Annotated in this window: 14 protein-coding genes; 4 read left to right on the top strand and 10 right to left on the bottom strand. The window is 40.1% G+C overall.

What is annotated here, in order from left to right:
- Positions 1 to 328: 328 nt before the first annotated feature.
- Positions 329 to 6,361 (top strand): S6 family peptidase, encoded by a 6,033-nt coding sequence (locus EL121_RS04250; protein ID WP_164997536.1) that lies wholly within the window; start codon positions 329 to 331, stop codon positions 6,359 to 6,361.
- Between the two features lie 81 nt (positions 6,362 to 6,442).
- On the opposite strand, the gene EL121_RS04245 is transcribed toward EL121_RS04250, so the two are convergent.
- Entirely contained in the window at positions 6,443 to 7,309 is an 867-nt protein-coding gene (locus EL121_RS04245) for an AraC family transcriptional regulator (protein ID WP_014992230.1), read from the bottom strand.
- Between the two features lie 100 nt (positions 7,310 to 7,409).
- On the opposite strand from EL121_RS04245, the gene EL121_RS04240 reads away from it, so the two are divergent.
- On the top strand, positions 7,410 to 8,732 hold the full coding sequence (locus EL121_RS04240; protein ID WP_039197949.1) for an aldehyde dehydrogenase family protein: 1,323 nt from the start codon (positions 7,410 to 7,412) through the stop codon (positions 8,730 to 8,732).
- A 125-nt stretch (positions 8,733 to 8,857) separates the two neighbouring features.
- Here EL121_RS04240 and EL121_RS04235 read toward each other — a convergent pair whose 3' ends face one another.
- The 4 genes from EL121_RS04235 to EL121_RS04220 all read right to left on the bottom strand — a co-directional run bounded on the left by EL121_RS04235 (position 8,858) and on the right by EL121_RS04220 (position 11,997).
- Complete coding sequence (locus EL121_RS04235) at positions 8,858 to 9,169, bottom strand: heavy-metal-associated domain-containing protein (RefSeq protein ID WP_039197948.1); 312 nt, start codon at positions 9,167 to 9,169, stop codon at positions 8,858 to 8,860.
- Positions 9,166 to 9,519, bottom strand: a complete 354-nt coding sequence (locus tag EL121_RS04230) for a mercuric transporter MerT family protein (protein ID WP_039197947.1) — start codon at positions 9,517 to 9,519, stop codon at positions 9,166 to 9,168. Before EL121_RS04230 ends, EL121_RS04235 begins: the two co-directional genes overlap by 4 nt.
- On the bottom strand, positions 9,491 to 10,591 hold the full coding sequence (locus tag EL121_RS04225) for a transglutaminase-like domain-containing protein (RefSeq protein WP_039197946.1): 1,101 nt from the start codon (positions 10,589 to 10,591) through the stop codon (positions 9,491 to 9,493). Before EL121_RS04225 ends, EL121_RS04230 begins: the two co-directional genes overlap by 29 nt.
- Before the next feature lie 164 nt (positions 10,592 to 10,755).
- Positions 10,756 to 11,997 (bottom strand): paraquat-inducible protein A, encoded by a 1,242-nt coding sequence (locus EL121_RS04220; protein WP_039197945.1) that lies wholly within the window; start codon positions 11,995 to 11,997, stop codon positions 10,756 to 10,758.
- Positions 11,998 to 12,229: 232 nt separating this feature from the next.
- Here EL121_RS04220 and ilvC point away from each other — a divergent pair, with 232 nt between their 5' ends.
- Both ilvC and EL121_RS04210 read left to right on the top strand, forming a co-directional pair.
- Positions 12,230 to 13,711: a ketol-acid reductoisomerase gene (gene ilvC / locus EL121_RS04215; RefSeq protein WP_039197943.1), complete on the top strand. Its 1,482-nt coding sequence runs from the start codon at positions 12,230 to 12,232 to the stop codon at positions 13,709 to 13,711.
- A 120-nt stretch (positions 13,712 to 13,831) separates the two neighbouring features.
- Positions 13,832 to 16,210 carry an autotransporter outer membrane beta-barrel domain-containing protein gene (locus tag EL121_RS04210; protein WP_039197941.1) on the top strand — a complete coding sequence of 793 codons (2,379 nt, stop codon included), beginning with the start codon at positions 13,832 to 13,834 and terminating at the stop codon, positions 16,208 to 16,210.
- 184 nt (positions 16,211 to 16,394) lie between these two features.
- On the opposite strand, the gene EL121_RS04205 is transcribed toward EL121_RS04210, so the two are convergent.
- The 5 genes from EL121_RS04205 to EL121_RS04185 all read right to left on the bottom strand — a co-directional run bounded on the left by EL121_RS04205 (position 16,395) and on the right by EL121_RS04185 (position 21,160).
- Positions 16,395 to 17,297, bottom strand: coding sequence for a transferrin-binding protein-like solute binding protein (locus tag EL121_RS04205; protein WP_039197939.1), 903 nt, complete (start codon positions 17,295 to 17,297; stop codon positions 16,395 to 16,397).
- Positions 17,298 to 17,409: 112 nt separating this feature from the next.
- Positions 17,410 to 18,480, bottom strand: coding sequence for a sulfate/molybdate ABC transporter ATP-binding protein (locus EL121_RS04200; protein ID WP_039197938.1), 1,071 nt, complete (start codon positions 18,478 to 18,480; stop codon positions 17,410 to 17,412).
- A 13-nt stretch (positions 18,481 to 18,493) separates the two neighbouring features.
- Positions 18,494 to 19,306: a sulfate ABC transporter permease subunit CysW gene (gene cysW, locus EL121_RS04195; protein WP_039197936.1), complete on the bottom strand. Its 813-nt coding sequence runs from the start codon at positions 19,304 to 19,306 to the stop codon at positions 18,494 to 18,496.
- 18 nt (positions 19,307 to 19,324) lie between these two features.
- Positions 19,325 to 20,137, bottom strand: coding sequence for a sulfate ABC transporter permease subunit CysT (cysT, locus tag EL121_RS04190; RefSeq protein WP_039197934.1), 813 nt, complete (start codon positions 20,135 to 20,137; stop codon positions 19,325 to 19,327).
- A gap of 18 nt (positions 20,138 to 20,155) precedes the next feature.
- Positions 20,156 to 21,160: a sulfate ABC transporter substrate-binding protein gene (locus EL121_RS04185; RefSeq protein WP_039197932.1), complete on the bottom strand. Its 1,005-nt coding sequence runs from the start codon at positions 21,158 to 21,160 to the stop codon at positions 20,156 to 20,158.
- Positions 21,161 to 21,303 lie beyond the last annotated feature (143 nt).

The following is a 21,303-nucleotide window of genomic DNA, read 5'->3' as shown; positions in this document are numbered from 1 at the left end:
TTTTGCGAATTTTGACCGCTTGTTGTTTTGATATAGGGTAATTCCTCACTCATCTCATTTTATTTTTTTATTTAAAGTAATTTAAGTTATTTACATTAATTTAAATTTAGTTGTATCATCACTGCTTTGTGAACGTTTTTAATAGGCTTTCTAATCAGTAAAATAGTTGTCATGCATTAGAAAGCCTACAATTTGCTGACAATTCCTATGTAAAGAACGTATTGGAGTTGTTTGTCAATTACAAGAGAAATATATGCAACTTATCCAATCTAAATTTCGGAAATCGAAAATTTCCCTTTTGGTCTTATCGACACTTGCCTCTCAAAGCATGAATGCCGGCGTAATGCGCCATGATATTGATGTACAAACTTATCGTGATTTTGCGGAAAACCGTGGGGTATTCCAACCTGGCGCAACTAATGTGCCTGTATATAAAACGGACGGGACACTTTCCGGCATAATTGCAAATGTGCCTGATTTTAGCGCAACCAATGATAGTGATACCGGCAATATGACTTCTTATAACGGGGGCTATTCTACCGTTTTTAATCCAAGTTACGGGGTTTCAGTCTCCCATGTTTCTTATACGGATAATCTTACTTGGGCGCGTCGTTTTTATATTCATAATGACGGAACTTTGTTTGAGGGCTCCGATAAAAACGAAAATTACTATAAGTTAGGTGAACAAACAAAGCGTGCCGTTGATAATCGGGCGCCAAACGGATTCGATTATAAAATTACACGTTACCGTTCTATTGTGACGGAAGTTGATCCAATTGATATGTTGCCAAGTAATAAAACAGAACAATTACTCGGTAAAGAATTGGGGCCCGGGGCACTATTAGCCCGTGTTGGCGGAGGTTTGCAAGTAAGAGCGATTGACGGTTCTACGGCAGCAACCGGCTGTGGTGAATTTGAACGGTGTTACGGATGGCTTTCGGGTGGTTTGAACAAAATTATTTGGCATTCTACAGATGGCGATAAACAGACTTATTATATTGATATCAATAATGAAGCTAAGACGGCATTGGATATTGGTACAAAATCCGGAGATAGTGGTAGCCCTGTTTTTTGGTGGGATGAAACAAATAAAAAATGGTGGCTGATTGCAACAAACCAATCGGGGGGAGGTGGTGCAGGTTATGATAAATTTTCTTATCTTCGTGCAGCACCGAAATGGACGGAAGAACGTATTGCAAGCTATATTGATGCACCGATTAATACCACGAGTAGTACGACGCAGATTACATGGCAAAACCAAAATACAACAACAGGCGAGGGCAAATTAACTGTTAATGATGGTACGGAGTTTACATATCATGGTTTAGCTACTGTACCCAAGAATGCAGCTGATGTGACAGTTCAATGGATTTGGTCTAAAAGTAAAGATCTGATTTTTGGTGGGCAGGGTGGCACGATCAATATCAGTGATGACGCTGATATTAATATGGGCGCGGGTTCTTTGACCTTTAACCAAAACTTTACTCTGACTGGCAAGGGACGTTTAAATAGTGCGGGTTATATTGTGAATAAAGATGCAACCCTTACTAGTACGATCACCGGCAAAGCAGGCGATACCTGGCGAAAAATTGGTAAAGGAACCTTCCGTTTACAAGGTAATGGTAATAATGAAGCCGAATTAAATATTGGTGACGGTACTACTTATCTTGAGCGTAAAGATGGCTATGCGGCGCGTCATATTCGTTTAGCTTCCGGACGTGGTACGGTGGTATTAAGTGATGAGAAACAGTTAAAAATCACAAAGAACAAAGATAATACCAATACGGTTGGTTTTGCCTTTGGTACGCGCGGCGGTATTTTAGATTTAAATGGTACTTCTACAGAATGGAATGATATTTACCATTTAGATAGCGGTGCAACTATTACAAACCGTAATAAGGATAAAGAAAGTACCTTTAGCTTTGCGCCGCATAACGGTACTCGTACTTTCTTAGGTTCATTTAACGATAAAAATGCGAATGGTACGTTAAATGTCACATATGCACCGAAAACGAAAGATTCGGAATGGCGTTTAAAAGGTAATTCCGACATTAAGGGAAACTTTAATGTGACAAGCGGTCGAATTGTTCTTGGAAATTACTATACGCCGCATTCAGAAAACTATATTGATGATACAGATTTTCAGAAGGCGGGTCTGAAAGCCGGTAAAGTGGAACTAGCAGAAGGGACTACATTTACTGTAGGTCGAAAAGCGAAAGCAGAGGCGACTTTTAATGTACAAAATAATGCAACTTTATCGGTCGATACGATAATCGGTGGTTTAGACCCTAAACAGACACAACAAGGTTTACAAGATGGTGCGGTATTAAACGGCACAGTGGCTTTAGCACAGCGCAGTCAATTAACTTCGAATGTGGCGCAAGGTTTTACCACCACAATTAATGCCAATGTTAGTGGTGGCTCTTTTACTAAATATGGTAAAGGTACTACGGTATTAAACGGTACCAATAGTTTTAATACAGCACGAATCGAAGACGGACAGGCAGATATTGCTGATATAAAAAGTTTAGGTAACAAAACGGCTGTTTGGTCAATGTCAGAAAATGGTGTTCTGAATGCGATGGGCAATACCGATAAGGTAAGTAATATCTTAAATGTGATTGCAAATGACTCACAGGGTGTCTTGGCATTTTCTGGGAAATTAGCGGATTACATTAATGCGTTTAATGAAAAAACGAATTTATATTTAGGTTCAACGAGTACACTTGAGTTAGGTGAAGAAAATAAAACACTCGAAAATAACCAGCTTCGTTTAGGTGGTGCCAAAGGCACGGTTACCGTATTGGGTAATTTGAAACAAGACGCTTCGTTATCAATTGGTAATGCTAAACAAACCGGTAAGGTGGTTATTGCTTCACATAACCCAAACTTTAATGGAAAAGTCATTGTTGGTAATGTTGAACTGGATACTAAATTTACAGATTCACTAGGTAAGGCTCGAGTTTCGTTAGGTTATGCAGCAATAGCAAATGCGAATTTAATGAAAAATATTAGCAAAGATGTTGAAACTGAAGGGGTATTACTGGTTAAACAAGATAGTGATTTAGCTAACTTAGAAAGCTATAGAAATGTAGCTATTGGGGCAAAAGGCTCAGAAAAAGTTAGTTTAACTAAGCTAGGTGCTACGCAAAGCGGTTATCACTTTGGCGGTGAAGGCGAATTAGTGCTGAATGCGAAGCTCAGTGGTAATCATAATCTGACTGTGGATGGACAAGGCTATCGAGGCGGTGAGATTACTTTAACACAAGCAAATGATTTTAAAGGCAATATTACCGTTCAGGGGCATCGTAATAATAATACCGGCGATATTACCCTAAATATCACTCATGATAGTGCCTTAGGTAAAGGTAATACATTAAATCTGGTTAGAAATGGCGTACTTGAGTTGAACGCGAATGCCAGCGTTGAATTAGGGCAGAATGATGCCTCGGCGGCAATAAAAAATACCAAGGATACAGTACGTACGTTAGAACTTACTACATCAACAGCTTCTGGCGAAAAAGTATCGCCGTTTGCTTCTTTGGAACAGGTGACTAAAACACTTTCAGCGGCACTTAACGGTAAGTTACATTTAGTTAAAACTGGAGAAGGCAATTTACGCTTAGCCACAAATGGCTCGAATTTAACAAATATTGATATTAACCAAGGGATGTTAAGCCTTGCCCATACACAAGCGATCGGTGCAGAAACTAAAATTACGGTCAATCATGATGGGATCTTAAATAGTGGAATGCAAGCCGTAGGTAATGTGGTATTGAATACGGATGGCTCTCGTACAGCGTTACTTTCAAGTACTAAGGGAACTACAACACTTAATAGCTTAATCTTGGCAAAAGATAATCAGCTCATTGATTTTAATGATGTAACGAAAAGTGCAAGCGCAGCTAAAAAAGAACGCTCACTTTATGTGAAGAATTTTGATTTTAATGGCAAAACGCTCACATTAAAAAATGCAGATTTAGTCTTAACAGATAAAGTCACCGATAGTAGTCAAGTAGCGGGTAAATTAGTACTAAATGCCGCGAGTGCCTCAGCAAATAGTAACGGAACCGCTTTCTTTGACCGTAGTGGTACACTTGAATTAGCTAATGGTTCCGTATTGGATTTAAAAGGCTATTCCAACGAAAACGGTGCCGCGAAGAAAGAAATTATTGTAAATAATAGCTCAATTGGCACATCTCATTGGGTGTCGGATGGTAGTGATTCAAGTAATTTTAATAATAATATTACTTTTGTTGGTAATAGTCGCTTGCGTAATGGTAGCGACTCGGGCAAAAAAGTCATTTTCAGTGGTAATTTTGCCGGTGCAGAGAATACCATTGCGCAAATTGAAGGACATAGTCCAATTGCATTAACCGGTGACCTCAGTAAGTTTTACGGAAGATTTGGCTTAGCACAGAAGTTGCTTGAAATAGACGGCGCAGATGGTCAGGTCGTTAATGCCGGCTTTACCCAAAATGCGAATCAGAAAAATCATGGCTTTGTCCATTCGCAAAATAAATCATTAATTCTTGCGGGCGATAACCGTGATTTTACCGGTTCTATTAGCCAAACTTCGTCAAACGGTAAGCTGACATTGCGTGGTGTTAAAGCAATGCCTATTTTAGCTGCGGAATTAAGTGCACAAGCGGGCGAATTTGTGTTTGATCTTGCAAAAGATGAACAAGTTACTCTAAATCCGAAACGTAGCGGAGCAGGTACATTTGTGAAAGCCGGTGCAGGGGTATTACGCTTTTCAAATACGAATAATACCTTCAGCGGAAATTACCGAGTGGACAACGGCATCTTGGCAATCGCGAATACAGCAACAGTCGCAAATGCAAAAGCGATTTCTGCACAAAAAGATGGCACATTACAATTAGATTTCAACAGCACAGAACAGGTGAACTTTGATTTGACGGGTGCCGGAAATATTCTGAAAACAGGTTCTGGTACGGCAACATTTAATCGAGATATGTCGTATACCGGTCTAACAACCATTGATTCAGGAGCGCTTGAGACCAAGAATCTTGCAGGCTCAGTGCAAGTTAACCCGCAAGGCGTGTTTTATATGGCACAACAAGCGGTCGAAATTGCCGGAAATTTTGTAAATAAAGGCCTAGTTTATTTAAATGGTCAAACTAATGCGACGGTTGAAGATAAATTGAGTGTAGGCGGTAACTATGTGGGTGAACAAGGTAGCCATTTAGTCTTTGATACAACATTAAATGACGATACTTCTAGAACCGACAAGTTAACGATTAAAGGTAATGCTCAAGGACAATCGACGGTTTCGGTTCGTAATTTTAACGGACAAGGTGCTTTAACGCCAGAGGGGATTAAACTCATCAATATTCAGGGGCAATCTGATGCAGAGTTTAATTTAGATAAACGTTATACAGCCGGTGCTTTTGAATATGTTTTATTAAAACAAACGCAAGGACATGAAGCAAACTGGTTGTTGACGAGTGTGGCTCCTCAACAAACCGGAACTTCACAACGTATTTTACGTTCGGAAGCGGGGGCGTACTTAGCACAATTAAAACCGAAACATAATCTCAATGAGTTTATGGAAAATAATGATGGTCAAAGTGTTTGGTTAAGTACCTTTGGTGAGCAAGCTAAATTTGCTGTTGAAACAAGTAACCAACTTGATGTTAAACGAAATTCAACAGGCATTAATGTCGGCGCTAATTTATTTACTGCACAAAATTGGCGAACAGGCGTGTTACTTGGTGCGGAGAAACAAACTTTAGAGGTTATTCCAAGCTATACCACTTATAAAACAAATGGTAGATCTACAATCTTAAATGCTGGAGCCTTTGCACAGTATGTACAAGATGATGGTGTGCAATTCAGCTCAAGTATTGCTTACCATTGGGATAAACATCGAGTGAGTACGCAAGGTTTCCGTGATGATTACTATAGTAAAGGTTTCTCGGTAAATTCTACATTAGGTTATCGTTTCATTATGTGGGATAAGCAAGACTTTGAATTAGGGCTAATGCCAAAAGTAATGTATAACTTGGAGAGTAACCGAATGAAAGAACACCGCGATATAAATGGAAATCAGCTATCTTCGCAAGGTTGGTCTCAAGAAGCCGGCTCCGGTATTGCATTGAGTGTAGGGACAAATAACATTACTTTGGCTACTAGCATTGATTACTATAAGCCAATGAAACAAGCAAAACTTAGCATTAATGCGACCGAGTTTGCCGCTTTAAATAAAGCTTATGCAGAAAGCAAAACTCGTTTACAGTGGCGTATAACACCGAATGTGTTACTACAAACAGACTTTAAGAAACGTTTCGGTAATGAGCGTAACCGTGAGGTATCGGCAAGTTTGAATTATAGTTTCTAACGTCTCTAATCAGAAAACCCGGCTTTGGCCGGGTTTTCTTTTAGCGATTTGCAAAAAAATCAGTAAATTCGACCGCTTGTATTAGCCTGCCTTAAGGCTTTCTCTCGCGGTTTTGCCGAATGCTCGTTTATATTCACGGCTGAATTGCGGTAGGCTGTCATAACCTACCTGATAGGCAATTTCAGAAATGGTCTTCGTGCCGGTTTTCAGTAAGCGATGTGCTTGTGCTAAGCGCAGATTCTTTTGATATTGCAACGGACTCATACCGGTGAGCTGGCGAAAATGTGCATAAAAACCGGAACTGGACATACCGATGCTCGTACTTAATTCTTCCACATTAAACGGCTGGTTATAATGCTGATTCAGCCATTCAACCGCACTTGCTACTCGCTGGGTATTTGAGCCTTGGGTCGCAATTTTTCGTAATAATCCTCCCTGTTCACTACACAGTAAACGATAGATGATTTCTTGTTGTAATAACGGATAGAGAATCGGTATGTCATTTGGTGAATTGTGTAAATCAATTAAACGGCATAAAGCGTCTTCCAAAGCAGGAGAGAGCTGACTGAGCGGTTTTTTGCCCGAAAAAGAAGGAAAAGCATAATCTTGGCTAAGTAAAGCTTCGGTTAATTGCTGAAGTTGCTCCGGCGGCAGGTAAAAGCGTAAATCAATATAAGGCTGTTCTGGTGTTGCCTGATAATGCGCGAGAATAGGCATATCTACCGCATAGCAAGCAAAATCACCTGCCCGATACTGGTAATGATATTCACCGATTTGCACTTCTTTTGAGCCTTGCAATACGACTGAGAAGCCGGATTTTTCAATTTGAATTACATCTCCGCCGGTTTTATTGGTGTGAAAAATATGAAAATCGGGCAGCAATGTTTCAAAAGTATGATGAAATTTTTGAGGGTCAATTAATGGCTTAACTTTTTCGAGTAATTTCATTTTTATAGAATTGTGCAAAAACTTTGGTGGTTTATGCTAACACTAAAATCAGCAGATTTCTATAATGTTGCCATCCGTAGCCAATAGGAATGGAATAAAAATGAATCAACAACAAATTGCAAATCTCGTGCAAGCGCAACGAGATTTTTTTAATAGTAACGCAACCAAGCCGTTAGCGTTTCGCAAAGCGCAATTACAGCGCTTAAAAACGATGTTAATTGAAAATGATCAGGCAATTTTAACAGCGCTTTTTAACGACCTAAATAAACCGGAATCGGAAGCCCGTTTAACCGAAATCGATATGCTCGTGCATGAGATCGATTTTATGTTAGAAAACTTGGATGAGTTGGCGAAACCAAAATCGGCAGGGCAGTCAGCGATTACCGAAATGGTGATGGGCGCAAAAGCGGACGCACAGATTATGTATGAGCCGTATGGTGTGTTTTTAAATATTTCACCGTGGAATTACCCAATACAGCTTTCGATTTCGCCGATTATCGGCGCAATGGCGGCAGGTAATACGATTATCCTAAAACCTTCGGAATTTACCGTACATTCTTCCGCACTTTTGGCTAAATTAGTTGCTGAATATTTCAAGCCGAATTATTTCACTGTGGTGGAAGGTGATGTTGCGGTAAACCAACAGCTATTGACGGAGAAATTCGACTATATTTTCTTTACCGGTAGCGTGCCGGTTGGGAAAATCGTGATGGCGGCGGCGGCAAAACATTTAACGCCGGTAACGCTGGAATTAGGCGGGAAAAGCCCTTGTATCGTGGATGAAACGGCAGATCTCAAATTAGCGGCGGAACGTATTTTATTCGGCAAGGTGTTTAACAGCGGACAAACCTGTATTGCACCGGACTATTTATTGGTGCAAGAGAGCGTAAAAGATCGTTTAGTTGAGGAGATCAGACAGCGTATCAATGCGATCTATCAGGGTAAAAATCCGACCGAGATAGCGGATCATGTCAAAGTGGTTACCCCTCGTCATTATCAACGTTTAAAAGCCTTTTTAAATGACGGACGAGTGTTAGTCGGCGGAGAATACAACGATGAAACCAGCAAATTGGCATTTACTTTAATCGATGAAGTGAATTGGCAAAGCTCGGTAATGCAAGAAGAAATTTTCGGTTCTATCTTCCCGATGTTGACCTTTAAAACGATGAATGAAGCGATTGCTCAGGTGAAAGCGAATGCTAAACCGTTGGCGCTGTATTTATTCACACAAGACAAAGCAACGGAAGAACAAGTATTGAATGAAGTGTCATTCGGCGGCGGCTGTATTAACGATACCTTTATGCACGTAACACACGCCGGCTTACCTTTTGGCGGTGTGGGTGACAGCGGTATGGGTGGTTACCACGGCGCACACAGTTTCTATGAAATGAGTCATGGAAAAAGCGTGATTAAACGCATTTAAATGATTCTTTATCTACTTGGGATAAGTAGGCAAAGAAGTATTGTATGAAATAGAAAAACATGGAAAAGCGGTCAAATTTCTCAGATTTTTTGCAAAAAATTGAGGAAATTTGACCGCTTGTTTTTTTAGATTTGTTCAGCGGTATAACCGAGCTTTTCAATCGCTTTGATCATCTGTTCTATCGAGACATTTTCGCTCGCGATGATTTTGACTTTACGCTCTTTCATATTCGCTTTGGTTGAAATCACCCCATTAATCACACGCAATTCTTTATTAACCAAATAGACGCATAATTGGCAGTTCATTTCTTTAATATAAAAATTCACTTCTTTTTGTGCTTGTTGTTCAGCTGCTACATTGCCGCTTGGTATAGCTTGATTGGCATAAACCAGCGGTGAAATTCCGACAGAAAAAAGCAAAATAAACAGTAATTTCATGCTAATAACCAAGGTAAAACAAACGGATAGCTCAAGAAAAATAGAATAATCATAAAAGCAATCCAATATAAAATTATCAAGGTACGACGAGAACAATATTTGGTACAAATGATTTTGTTAGAAAACATCAGTAACCAAAAGCCGTAACCGAATGCACCAAGCGACACAAACAATAACGGTAGCTGTAAATATTCATACTCGCTGAGGCTAACCAACCACGGCGAAGAAATACCAAACACCAGATAAAACAAAGGTGCGATGCAACACACCGTTGAGCTTACCGCCGCCAGCAATGCAGCGGTAAGTGAGGCAAAAAAACGATTATTTGAGTTCTTTTGAGATAAGCTCATAACCAAACTCTTTTGCATCAAATGAATTAAGCGGATCGCCGCCGACTTCTGCGTACGGATAGCCGAAATTGTTAATCGGGGTTAATTCCGGTTGCGGGTATAAGTCGAAATCACGTGCGTGGTTAAAGCCCATCCAGTTTGCTTCCCAGTTACCGAATAAGTATTTTGAAACCGCTTGTGTATCGGCGTCATTGACCGCTTTTTTCTCAGTTAAACGCATTTTCGCCACGTCCGCTGAATCAACTGGCACCCAACCGAAACCTGCCAAATAAAACTCGGCACGGCAGTGTTGTCCGCTATTTTCATTAGCGATACCGTCTTTTGCGCTACCGAAGGCGGTTTTAGAGAATTTCGACATTTTTGGTGCCGAGCCTAAACGGATACCGAATACTTCACGTGCCGGAATATCAGACGCTCGTGCTAAGGCGACAAACACAGAGTTAATATCGGTACATTTGCCTTTTAACACACCGGTAGTCAGCATTTTTTCCACATCACCGTCACCGCAACCCAATACGGAATTATCACGTTCCATATTTTCCACAATCCATTTGTGAATCAGTTCCGCTTTTTTCAGCGGATTGGTTTCTTTGCCGACAATTTTATCCGCATATTGCTTCACAATGCCGTCTGTTTTGATATGCGTAGTCGGTTTGAGATACTCTTGCACATCTACCGAATAAATGATGTTTTCCGGTGGCTGATAACTATTTAAAGCCCCTGTTGCCATCGGTTCACGATCTTTGGTTTGCACTACTAATTTCACTTTTAACAAACGTTTTTGCGCTTTTTCATCCCAATTAGCGAATAGCGTTTTTGCACCGTATTGGTTATTTTCCGTGATATAGGCTTTGTTGTAGTTGCCTTCAAAGTCAATCGATTTGACATCTTGGTAATCATTACTGAACGGTAGCGGAACCCATAAATTAGTTTCGCCTTTTGAGCCTTGCGGCACAACAAGATCGTAACTTTGATTAAATTCGTAAGTATGAGTGGTGGTGTTATAATTTGGAACTTGGTTGGCGAATGCAGCCGAGCTTGCCAGCAAGGTGGCTAATAGCAGTTTTTTCATGAGAGATCCTTAAAATAAACAAACTTGTTATATTTCACTCAGGATGAATGAGACGGGTGCATAATAGATCAAAACTTATAAATAAGAAAGCGTATAAACAAAAAACAAGCGGTTAAATTCTAGCTGAAGTTTGCAAATTTTTAGCCAAATTTAACCGCTTGTCTTTAGCGTTTTTTCTCGTTGGAATAGTGGATTCGCCATAACATTCGGGCATCCAGATTACTTGAGGCAATCATAGTGAGGAATACCGCCGCCCCGAAGAAAAATGCCGCATCACCGACTGAGAAGCTGAGAATTTGTCCTCGCTCCAAGAGGGACATCATTAACGCCAATACAAATAAATCCAGCATTGACCAACGTCCGACAAAATGCACGTAATGTAGCGCTTTCATTTGCCAATGAATCGGGTGTTTCCATTGGTAATGAATCGCTAACAGCAGATATAAAATTATCGCTACCTTACTGAACGGTACGGCAATACTTGCAATAAATACGATTGCCGCCACACTGTAGCTGCCCATACTGATAAAGGTGAGTACTCCTGAAAATAAGGTATCGGCAGAAACCGAACCGGCTAATCCGGTTGCGGAAATCGGCAACGTATTTGCCGGAATCATCATCACAACACCCGCTAATAAACACGCCCACACACGTTGTAATTTTATGCTATCCGGAATGGCTAAGTTGCTTTCGCAGCGAGGGCAACGCTGGCGACCTTTTAAATCGACAATCTTTTCATCGAATGTATATTCGCACGTTGGACATAACGAAGGATGAGTTGGATAGCCTTTCGGAAGCAGGTGGTATTCGGGATAGAAATATGCCCAAGCTTCTTTCGGATCGATTTTAATAAACAGCAAGGTGGTTAGAATCGTCACGATTACAAAAGCACTGAGATGAATGCTAAAGCTGAGATCCGCATAATCACGAATTTTAAACGCCGCTACGGCTAATGCGACTAGATAAACGTCTAACATTACCCATTCTTGAATGCGAGATAGCAAAATCAAGGTGTAACGAGGGCGATGTCCCAGTAATTTTTGGAGCCTGATTGTCAGCACTAACATTGCAAACGAAATCGGAAACACGACAGAACAGAGCAAGACCATAAATGCGGTGTAAGGATAGCCTTCAGTCGCCATTTTCCAAACCCCGCCCCATACGGTTGCGTGAATCGGCACACCGAGTAAGTCGATACTCATTAACGGAAAAGTGAGTGCAAAGGGTAGTAAAATTAAAATCGCTAAGGCGATAATTGAACAACGGCGTAAGCTCCAACTATTCGCCGGGCGTAATACGTCGTGGCAATTGGGGCAAACGGATATTTGAAACGGCAGATCTTGTGGCACTTCTACCACCGTTTCACATTCTGGGCATTGCTGTAAAGTTATCTTATTTATTTTCATCTATTTTCCTATTTTTTAGGAGTGCTATTTTCTACTTTATGACCTGTATTGCAAGCGGTCATTTTTTATCAATAAATTACGTTGCATTTTTTGCAATTTAATGTCGCAATAATATCAATTTACGCAATATGAAAAGTCCGTATAATCGATTGCATAACAAAACAACAATGTGTAAACACAACATCATAAAACAACACACTCAACATCATACATATAAATAAGGAAGCACAAAATGGCTAACTATTTCAACACATTAAACTTACGTCAAAAATTAGACCAACTCGGTCGTTGTCGTTTTATGGATCGTAGCGAATTCGCAGACGGCTGCAATTTCTTAAAAGGCAAAAAAATCGTTATCGTAGGTTGTGGTGCGCAAGGTTTAAACCAAGGTTTAAATATGCGTGATTCTGGTTTAGACATTAGCTATGCGTTACGTGCTGAAGCAATTGCAGAAAAACGAGCGTCATTTACTCGTGCAACCGAAAACGGTTTCAAAGTCGGCACATACCAAGAATTAATTCCAACCGCTGACTTAGTTATCAACTTAACGCCGGATAAACAACACTCAAAAGTGGTTGCAGATGTTGTTCCGTTAATGAAACAAGGTTCTGCATTCGGTTACTCACACGGTTTCAACATTGTTGAAGAAGGTGAGCAAATTCGTAAAGATATTACTGTTGTGATGACAGCGCCAAAATGTCCGGGTACGGAAGTACGTGAAGAATATAAACGTGGTTTCGGTGTACCGACACTTATCGCAGTTCACCCTGAAAATGACCCGAAAGGTGAAGGTATGGCAATCGCAAAAGCGTGGGCATCAGCAACCGGTGGTGACCGTGCAGGCGTATTAGAGTCTTCATTCGTAGCAGAAGTTAAATCTGACTTAATGGGCGAGCAAACAATCCTTTGCGGTATGTTACAAGCAGGTTCAATCGTATGTTACGACAAATTAGTCGCAGACGGTAAAGATCCGGCATACGCAAGCAAATTAATCCAATACGGTTGGGAAACAATTACTGAAGCGTTAAAACAAGGCGGTATCACCTTAATGATGGACCGTTTATCAAACGCTGCGAAAATCCGTGCTTTTGAATTAAGTGAAGAAATCAAAGTTCAATTGAACGACCTTTACTTAAAACATATGGACGACATCATCAGCGGTGAATTCTCATCAACCATGATGGCAGACTGGGCAAACGGTGATGCAAACTTATTAAAATGGCGTGAAGAAACCGGTAAAACCGCATTCGAAAACTCACCGAAAGCAGACGGTATCAAAATCTCTGAACAAGAATACTTTGATAACGGTGTTGTGATGGTTGCAATGGTGAAAGCGGGTGTAGAAATGGCATTCGATGCAATGGTTGCAAGCGGTATTTACGAAGAATCGGCATACTATGAGTCATTACACGAATTACCGTTAATCGCAAATACGATTGCACGTAAACGTTTATACGAAATGAACGTAGTAATTTCAGATACGGCAGAATACGGTAACTACTTATTCTCTCATGTTGCAACGCCAATTCTTGCAGAGAAATTAATCCCGATGTTACAAAAAGGTGACTTAGGTGAACCGACACCGGCTGCTGAAATTGACAACGTTTACTTACGTGATATCAACGATGCAATCCGTAATCACCCGGTTGAATTAATCGGTCAAGAGTTACGTGGTTATATGACGGATATGAAGCGTATTTCATCGCAAGGTTAATTAGAATAAATCAAAGCCTGCTTTGCAAGAAGCGGGCTTTTTGTCTTTTTTGCTTTTGCAAAAAATTAGGAAAAAATGACCGCTTGTTTGCGGTGTTATTCATATAAAAGGATATTAGGAATGAAAAGATTAAAACTATCAGCTGTGTATTCGGCACTATTAGCGGGCGGGTTATTCATCTATGCGGACAGTGCGATTGCGATGGAATGTAAGGCGGGGGAGGTGGAACACCAAAATGGAGTATCTCTTAATAATTGTACGCTTACGACTAAAGATCCTGACTTCCCTTGGGCATTAGTGTATGTCTCTGATAGTGATAATATTATATTTAATAATCTTACGACTAATTCGGATACTAGAAGTGTTCATGCGAATAAGTCTAATGTAACAATTAAAAATAGTTCTCTTACGGCTAGTAATACTAATGCAGATCAACATTATTTTGAAAGTGTTGTTCAATCGGAATCAAATTCTAATGTAAAAATAGAAAATTCTACATTAGTTGCTAAGCCTTATCATAATTCTGCTTCTGTAATCAGTCTTTCTGAAGGCAATATGGAGATTAATAATAGCGTATTATCTTTAAATGAGAGTGATACCCCTAAAGCGGCAAGGGCTTTTGCTAAAATTTATCAAGGAAACTTATCCATTAGAGATAGTCAACTAAATGTAGAAAATGCTATAGAATCTTTTTTTGAAGTAACCTCTGGTACAAATATAAACATAAATATTGAAAATACGGTTGGAAAATCAAACACATCTACCTTCTTAGATATAAGTGGCGGGAGTAAAGTAAATGTTGAGCTAGTTAATTCGCAATTTTCTGGTGGGATAAGTGGTGCTTGGGATTTATTTGAAGAAAAAGAACAATTTGATTTGGACTTAATGTTAACGAATAGTAATTTATCAAGTAAAGTTTTATTCCATAATTCTCAGCTTCTTCCATATTCTCGTTCTACAACAAAATACCTTATTGAAAATATCAATTTGGTTGCTAAAAATTCTAATTTATCAGGTGTAGGTCGTTTATTAAAAAACGAAGAAGGTAATTACGATGATATTTTTAACGTGACATTAGAAACTTCAAATTGGAATTTGAATGGTTATTACCCAAATTTTAGTGTTACTAATTTGGATATGAAAAATGCTACTGTTAAATTTGGGCAGGAAATAGAATCTGCTCCAGCTGAATCATGGAAATTTCATACACTTGAAATTTTAGGAAATCTCTCAGGTACTGGTAATTTCACTCTTAACTCAGATCTTGCTAATCAACAAGCGGATAAAATTGTGGTAACCGGAGATGATAGCGGAGAATTTGGCTTAAATGTTAAAGACTCGGGTAATGAACCAAAATCGGCAAATGGTAAGGTAACATTAGTTGAAACTCAAACAGGTAAGGCGAAATTTGCTTTATTAGGGCGTGATTATGTTGATGCCGGCGCATATCGTTACCGCCTAGTAAAAGACGGTAATCATTGGGTTCTGTCAAATCATGCGACAGAACGTGCAACCGCAAGTAACAGTACACCGCCGGTTGCAAATAATTCGACAAATTCGACCGCTTCTCCAACCATGCCGGTTTCTCCAATTGTTGTGCCATCGCTAAATCCGACAACGGCAAATCGTGAAGTGATGCTAAGTGAATATTCTAATGCGTTAGTATCATTACGTCAGGCTCAGCTTTTATTAGTGGAAAATAGCTTAGAAGGTTTACATAAGCGTTTAGGTGAATTAAAGCAAGGTGAAAAAGGCAATGTTTGGGTGCGTAATGCAAATAGTCGTAATGAATTAGATGCTATGCAGGCTGCGGAAAATGCGCATTCATCCGGCTTTAAACAAGATATTCATACGCTTCAAATTGGTACGGATGCTGCGGTAACAGATAATATTCGTGTCGGTGGTTTTGTCGGAAATTCACGTTCAGATCTAGAATTTGGTGGTGAATATGGCTCGGCGAAAGTGAAAGCACAAGCCGTGGGTGTATATGCGACTTATCTGGCGAATAATGGTTTCTATTGGGATAATGTCGCAAAATACGAGCGTATTACGGCAAAATCTAATCAGACCGGTAAACGTCATTACAATGCGCATACGCTTTCGAGCGAAATCGGACGTATTCATACATTAGGTCGTTGGACAATTACGCCACAGTTACAAGCCGCTTGGACGAAACTTTCAAGCAAAGTAGATGAAGAAGGCATTTCCGCATTAACTGCAAGAGCAGGCGTGCGAGTAGCAAACCATCTTGATTTTGCCGGTTGGAAGTTTGAGCCTTATGCAGAACTAAACGGCATTACCACTCGTACCAATCAGAATGCAGTGCGAGTAAATCAATATAGTTTTGATGTGGCGGAGACTAAAGGTCGAATTGAAAGCGCTATCGGTGCGAATGCGGTTGTAGGCAATCATCGTATCGGTTTAGAGGCTTCACTGACTAATGGCAAATACTTAGATCAGCCATATAAAGTACAACTTGCTTATCGTTATCACTGGTAAGCTGGTTCCAGCTTATTAAGTTAAGCCCATAAGTTATGATTTAACTTATGGGCTTTTGAATAATTAGAATTATAGTATTTAAAAAAGCACCATAATTTTAACTATGGTGCTTTTCTTGAATTTTAAATAGATAAATATACTATGTATAAGTTATTTATTGGGGGTATTTTAAGCGATATACTAATTATTGTTTCTTAGCACCGAATACACCTATTTTTATTTCTTTAGCATCTTTTTTAAGATAATCACCAGTTAATTCGCTAGCTTGAGGACCAAAGAAACCTCCCTGCGTTTTTATACCATTAGCCTCGCCAAAGAATGTATTTTTAGTGATATCAGCAGAAAGTAAAATTGGGTTATTGGTATCTTGTTGGGGAATTACGCCTGCGAAAACTTTGCGATCGAAGTCGACTGTAAACTCTGCATTACGAATATGTTCGGCACTGTCTACATCTAGCATTTTGTCGTTACCAGAAAATTGTATTGCAGAACCTTTATAAGTATAAACGCCATTTGTTGGCATCTCTTTCGTAGCTTGTTTTCCTATTGCGGTAAGGTATTGTTTGTCTGAATCTTTCTCCCAGACAAGTCCCCATATAGTGTAATTTTGCTTATCTACTTTACGAATCATATTACCTGAATTAATGGTAATATAGTTCGAGTTAAAACTATTCGAAGGAATTAAAGGTACATTTTTTCCATCGATAGATAATATTCCGAATGCGCCTTCAGACTCTGAAGAAAGGTTTAAATTTTGAACCATACCTTCTACTTTCGGTACAATATAACCACTACCAACAACAGCTTTATTTTGGGTATAAGGTGAATTTACTTGCTCTTTCTCATTAAGAGCAGGATTAGGATTTGAGACAGGTTTATTTGAATCTACTGTGGGGGCTTTATCGACTTGCGGTGCAGGAGTCACAATTGGTGCCGTATCATTACTCGTTTGATTCGTTTTTACTTCCGATGATACATTTGAATTGGAGTTGTGCTTTGGTGCTGAATCTGAACTTCCGCCGCTACTTCCACAAGCAGCTACACCTAATACCATTAATAAGGTAAGTGCAATGTTATGTTTTTTCATAAGTTCTCCTGAATACGTGTAATAGATATAAATAAGCAGAAAATCTACTTATTTATATTATATGCTGAAGAATATATAAAAAACATAATTTACAATGTAAATATATTTATTTTTAAATCATAAATTCAATCAATTCATTTTGTACAAAGAAATTGAGTAATAACGGTTGGAAATAGACTTCATCACCCACAGCGAATTGTTCCCGTCCGAATTGAGCATAGCTGACCGAGATTTCAAGCGGCTCGTGATTTTTATGTCGCACTTCTAAAAATACCGTGGGACCTGCGGTATGTACTCGAGATATGATGCCTTTTAGCGAATTTTCTTTATGCGTTTTACTAATGGCAATTTCGTGCGGACGCACATACACCACCACATCATCAGCGGCATAACATTGCTCGATTGGCTTGTTAAACGTATCAATATGTAACATGCCGGCTAAAATATAGCCGTGTAAAATATTCACATCACCCAGAAAATTTGCCACAAACGCACTTCTCGGCTGTTTATAAACCTGTTCCGGCGTGCCGATTTGCTCGATTTGTCCCTTATTCATCAGAATGATTTTATCCGCAACTTCCAATGCTTCATCTTGATCGTGGGTAACAAAGATACTGGTGAGGTTAATTTCATGATGAAAATCACGCAACCAACGGCGCAAATCTTTACGCACTTTCGCATCTAAGGCGCCGAACGGCTCGTCTAACAGCAATACTTTAGGCTCGGTTGCGATCGCTCTTGCCAAAGCAACACGTTGACGCTGACCACCAGAAAGCTGATCGGGATAGCGTCCGCCAATATGTTCCAGCTGAATTAATTCCAAGAGATTTTTGACTTTTGTTTGGATTTCTGCCTCCGACAAACGTTCTTGTTTCGGCTTCATTCGCAAGCCAAAGGCAATATTGTCGACAATCGTCATATGGCGAAACAGTGCATAATGTTGAAATACAAAGCCGATATCTCGTTCTTTCGCCGATAGCTGAGTCACATCGCAATCATCAAATAAAATTTGACCGCTTGTTGCAGTTTCCAGCCCGGCAATAATACGTAACAACGTGGTTTTTCCACAACCGGACGGCCCGAGTAAGGCGGTTAATTCGCCGTTTTGAATCGTAAAATCAATGTTATTTAGTGCTTGGAATTGTTCAAAGCTCTTATTAATTTGTTTAACGCTAATTGCCATAATTGCCCCACTATCATGCTAATTTCGCTTCTGTCCACTGACGAATAAATAATAAAATTAAAGATAAACCGAGTAATAAAATCGCAACCGAAAATGCCGCTACAATGTTGTATTCGTTGTATAGAATCTCGATTTGCAGCGGTAAAGTATTGGTTAAGCCGCGAATATGTCCGGATACCACCGATACCGCGCCAAATTCGCCTAAAGCACGGGCGGTACAGAGTACAACACCGTGTAATAACGCCCATTTGATATTCGGTAAAGTGACGTGATAGAAAATTTGCCAGCCGTTTGCGCCCAATACCGCCGCCGCTTCTTCTTCCGTTGTGCCTTGTGTTTCCATAATCGGAATCAATTCTCGTGCGACAAAAGGCACAGAAACAAATAGGGTGGCTAAAATAATGCCCGGAATGGCATAAACAATTTGAAAATCGACCGCTTGTAAATGCGGATAAAGCCAACTTTGTGCGCCGAATAACAACACGTAAATTAAGCCTGCCACCACTGGTGAAATCGAAAAAGGTAGATCAATTAGCGTTAATAAAAACTGTCTGCCTTTAAATTGATATTTAGTCACCGCCCAAGCTGCGGCAATCCCGAAAATCACATTAAGTGGTACGGCAATCGCTGCCGCTAATAAGGTAAGTTTTAGGGCGGAAATCGTATCTTCTTCGCCGATTGAGGCGAGGAAAAAATCGAATCCCTTTGCCAAGCCTTGTGTAATCACCACCAATAACGGTAAAAGTAGCAAAATCACAAATAGCAGAATCGCCAAGCTAATTAATAGTTTTTCAACAAACGGTCGTTTTTGAAGTACATTTTGCATATTCTGATCCTGTTTGAGTTATTTGCTGGTACGTTTCGCAAAGTAACGCTGAATATGATTGATAACAAAGATTAGTAAAAACGAAATTATCAGCATTAATGCCCCGATTGTTGCTGCGCCGACATAATCGTATTGATCAAGCTTTGACATAATTACAAGCGGTAGGATTTCGGTTCTAAACGGCAAATTACCGGAAATAAACACGACCGAACCGTATTCGCCGATGCCTCGTGCAAAAGCGAGGGTAAAACCGGTGATCCAAGCCGGTAAAATTGCCGGAAAAATCACATAGCGAAAGGTTTGAAACGGGCTCGCACCTAAAATTTCCGCCGCTTCTTCCACATCCTTCGGTAAGTCTTCCAACACCGGTTGTAGCGTTCGCACTACAAAAGGCAAAGTGACAAACAAGAGCGCTAAAGTAATGCCCAGTGAACTGTAAGCGATCTTCGTTTCAAAAAATTGCCCGATAATACCGTTGCGAGAATAAATTGCCGTGAGAGCAATGCCTGCCACCGCAGTCGGGAGCGCAAACGGCATATCAATAAACGTATCCATCAAACGCTTACCCCAAAACTGATAACGCACCAATACCCATGCCAACAGCAAGCCGATAAAACTGTTCAGCAACGCGGCACTAAATGCGCTTTTAAAAGACAAGCCTAATGCCAATAATAACTGTCGGCTAGTAATTAATTTGAGAAATTGCTCAGCAGAAATTTGGGCGGAAAAGATAAATAGACCGGCTAACGGAATCAGTACAACAAGGCTTAAAAAGGTCAGCGTGTAGCCTAACGAAAGATTAAAACCGGGAATAATTCGAGTTTGTTGCATAATATTTCCTTAGCCTATTTATTGGTAAATTTTTTCTAAGATTTGATCGAAGATCGCTCCGTCATCAAAAAATTTCGGCTGAATCAATTCCCATCCGCCGCCAAAGATGTCGTGCATTTTAAGTAATCTTAGTTCGGGAAATTGTTGGCTAAATTCTGCCAAAATTTGACCGCTTGCAGGGCGATAATGATGTTTGGCAATCAGGCGTTGCGCCGCTTCGCTATACAAATAATTCAGGTAAGCTTCCGCCTGTTTACGGGTGCCTTTTTTATCCACCACTTTATCCACCACAGCAACCGGTGGCTCGGCAATAATAGAAACTTTTGGGGTGACTATTTCAAACTGATCACCGCCTTCTTCCTGTAAGGCGAGATAAGCCTCATTTTCCCAAGCAAGTAAAACATCACCTAAACCTCGTTGGATAAAGCTCATCGTTGCGCCTCTTGCGCCGGTATCTAATATCGGTACTTGTTGATAAAGGCGAGTAACAAATTCCAACGCTTGTTGTTCAGTACCAAAACGATCTTGAGCATACGCCCAAGCCGCCAGAAAATTCCATCTTGCTCCGCCGGACGTTTTTGGATTCGGCGTAATCACTTCAATACTCGGATCACGCACTAAATCCTGCCAGTCGTAGATCCGCTTCGGATTCCCTTTACGCACTAAAAACACAATAGTCGAACGATACGGTAAACTGCGTTCGCTCAAACGTTGCTGCCAATTTGGATCGATCAGATCTTGATGTTTATTCAGTGCATCAATATCACCGGCCAACGCTAAGGTGACAATATCCGCCTGTAAGCCGTCAATCACTGCCCGAGCTTGTTTACCGGAGCCACCGTGTGAGGTTTTCACAGTAATCTGTTCACCGCTTTGTTGCTGCCAATATTCCGCAAACAAGCGGTTATATTCCTTATATAACTCTCGGGTCGGATCATAAGAAACGTTTAATAACTCAACCGCATAAGCCTGTACTGACAGCATTAAACAAGCGGTCAAAAAGTAGAATTTTTTTACAATCATCGTGCTACATCCTCATATTGGCTAAAAAATCTAACGGCATAATCGGTTTTAGCAAAGAACTGAAACTTTATTGATATAGCTTTATGGAATAAAAATAGGGTAGAACATCACAAATTGCTTGTTTTAAATCAAATGACCTTGGA

Origin of the sequence: Actinobacillus equuli (genome assembly GCF_900636745.1) — a bacterium.
Taxonomy (GTDB): domain Bacteria; phylum Pseudomonadota; class Gammaproteobacteria; order Enterobacterales; family Pasteurellaceae; genus Actinobacillus; species Actinobacillus equuli.
Note: the sequence above shows the minus strand (reverse complement) of the source record. Positions and strands in the feature narration are given on the sequence as shown.

Excerpts from the sequence above, each read along its gene's own strand:
- EL121_RS04250 (WP_164997536.1), top strand. The coding sequence starts at position 329 with ATGAATGCCGGCGTAATGCGCCATGATATTGATGTACAAACTTATCGT.
- EL121_RS04245 (WP_014992230.1), bottom strand. The coding sequence starts at position 7,309 with ATGAAATTACTCGAAAAAGTTAAGCCATTAATTGACCCTCAAAAATTT.
- EL121_RS04240 (WP_039197949.1), top strand. The coding sequence starts at position 7,410 with ATGAATCAACAACAAATTGCAAATCTCGTGCAAGCGCAACGAGATTTT.
- EL121_RS04235 (WP_039197948.1), bottom strand. The coding sequence starts at position 9,169 with ATGAAATTACTGTTTATTTTGCTTTTTTCTGTCGGAATTTCACCGCTG.
- EL121_RS04230 (WP_039197947.1), bottom strand. The coding sequence starts at position 9,519 with ATGAGCTTATCTCAAAAGAACTCAAATAATCGTTTTTTTGCCTCACTT.
- EL121_RS04225 (WP_039197946.1), bottom strand. The coding sequence starts at position 10,591 with ATGAAAAAACTGCTATTAGCCACCTTGCTGGCAAGCTCGGCTGCATTC.
- EL121_RS04220 (WP_039197945.1), bottom strand. The coding sequence starts at position 11,997 with ATGAAAATAAATAAGATAACTTTACAGCAATGCCCAGAATGTGAAACG.
- ilvC (WP_039197943.1), top strand. The coding sequence starts at position 12,230 with ATGGCTAACTATTTCAACACATTAAACTTACGTCAAAAATTAGACCAA.
- EL121_RS04210 (WP_039197941.1), top strand. The coding sequence starts at position 13,832 with ATGAAAAGATTAAAACTATCAGCTGTGTATTCGGCACTATTAGCGGGC.
- EL121_RS04205 (WP_039197939.1), bottom strand. The coding sequence starts at position 17,297 with ATGAAAAAACATAACATTGCACTTACCTTATTAATGGTATTAGGTGTA.
- EL121_RS04200 (WP_039197938.1), bottom strand. The coding sequence starts at position 18,480 with ATGGCAATTAGCGTTAAACAAATTAATAAGAGCTTTGAACAATTCCAA.
- cysW (WP_039197936.1), bottom strand. The coding sequence starts at position 19,306 with ATGCAAAATGTACTTCAAAAACGACCGTTTGTTGAAAAACTATTAATT.
- cysT (WP_039197934.1), bottom strand. The coding sequence starts at position 20,137 with ATGCAACAAACTCGAATTATTCCCGGTTTTAATCTTTCGTTAGGCTAC.
- EL121_RS04185 (WP_039197932.1), bottom strand. The coding sequence starts at position 21,160 with ATGATTGTAAAAAAATTCTACTTTTTGACCGCTTGTTTAATGCTGTCA.